The 1,102-nt window shown below is 61.6% G+C and carries 1 protein-coding gene and 1 pseudogene; both read left to right on the top strand.

Translation table 11 applies throughout. The features are described 5' to 3' along the window. Positions 1-792, top strand: a 792-nt coding sequence (locus tag OK351_RS17855; RefSeq protein ID WP_371931493.1) for an ABC transporter permease, incomplete at its 5' end; no start/stop codon positions are given. Continuing rightward, positions 789-1,102: pseudogene (locus tag OK351_RS17850) on the top strand (ABC transporter permease); the annotation flags it as partial. The gene OK351_RS17855 and the pseudogene OK351_RS17850, both read left to right, overlap by 4 nt.

Below are 1,102 nucleotides of genomic sequence, written 5' to 3'. Positions count from 1 at the left end.
GCTTCGGCGAAGAAGGGCACCGGGCTTCCGCGTCCGGTGTTGGGGTTGATCGGTATCCTGGTGTTCCTGGGGATCTGGGAATTGATGCCGGTGTTGGGTCTGGTGCAGGCCCGGTATCTGCCGCCTGCTTCCGAGGTGTTGGTCCAGTTGGGTAAGGACTTCACCTACGCGGCGTTCTGGGAGGCCGTGGGTGAGACCATGTTGGCGTGGGCGATCGGTTTGGTTGCCGCGGTGGTGTTGGCCCTGGTGTTGGGGTTGGTGATCGGGATGTCGGGGTTCCTGCGCCGGTTCACGCATTCCACGGTGGAGTTCCTGCGTCCGATCCCGTCGGTGGCGTTGATCCCGTTGGCGGTGTTGATGTATGGGACGGGGATCGAGTCCTCGTTGTTGTTGATCATCTACGCCTGTTTCTGGCAGGTGTTCATCCAGGTGCTCTACGGGGTGGGGGATGTGGATAACGTGGCGATGCAGACGGCGCGGTCGTACGGGTTTTCCTGGATCCAGCGGGTGCGTGATGTCATCTTCCCGACGGTGTTGCCGTACCTGATGACCGGGATCCGGTTGGGGGCTGCGGTGGCGTTGATCCTGGCGATTACCGCGGAGTTGATTATCGGTTCCCCGGGGTTGGGGCGTGAGATCCTGTTGGCCCAGTCCGGTGGGGCGATTGCCGGGATGTACGCGTTGATCGTGGCGACCGGGTTGTTGGGTTTGGTGATCAACGTGGTGATGCGAGCGGTGGAGAAGCGGGTGCTGTCCTGGCACGCGTCGGTTCGAGGGGAAGTGATCGTATGAAAATCCTCAAGTCCATTGGCTTCCTGTTGGGGTTGCCGGCGATCCTGGTGGTCTGGTGGTATTTCGCCTCGCGTAACAGCGATAGTTTCTTTGTCCCGTTGCCCGGTGAGCTGGTGCAGACGTTCATTGATACCTGGGTCGGGGACCGGTTCTTCGTTGATATCCTGCCCAGTGTCCGCCGTCTGGTCTATGGTGTGGCTTCGGCGATCGTCCTGGGGATCCTGTTGGGTTTGCTGGTCGGGTTGAACCGGACCGCGCGGGCGATCACCGAGCCGGTGTTCGAGTTCTTCCGGGCGTTGCCGCCGCCGGT

It is taken from the genome of Glutamicibacter sp. MNS18, assembly GCF_026107515.2.
Lineage (GTDB): Bacteria > Actinomycetota > Actinomycetes > Actinomycetales > Micrococcaceae > Glutamicibacter.
This window is presented reverse-complemented; position numbering and strand designations above follow the sequence as displayed.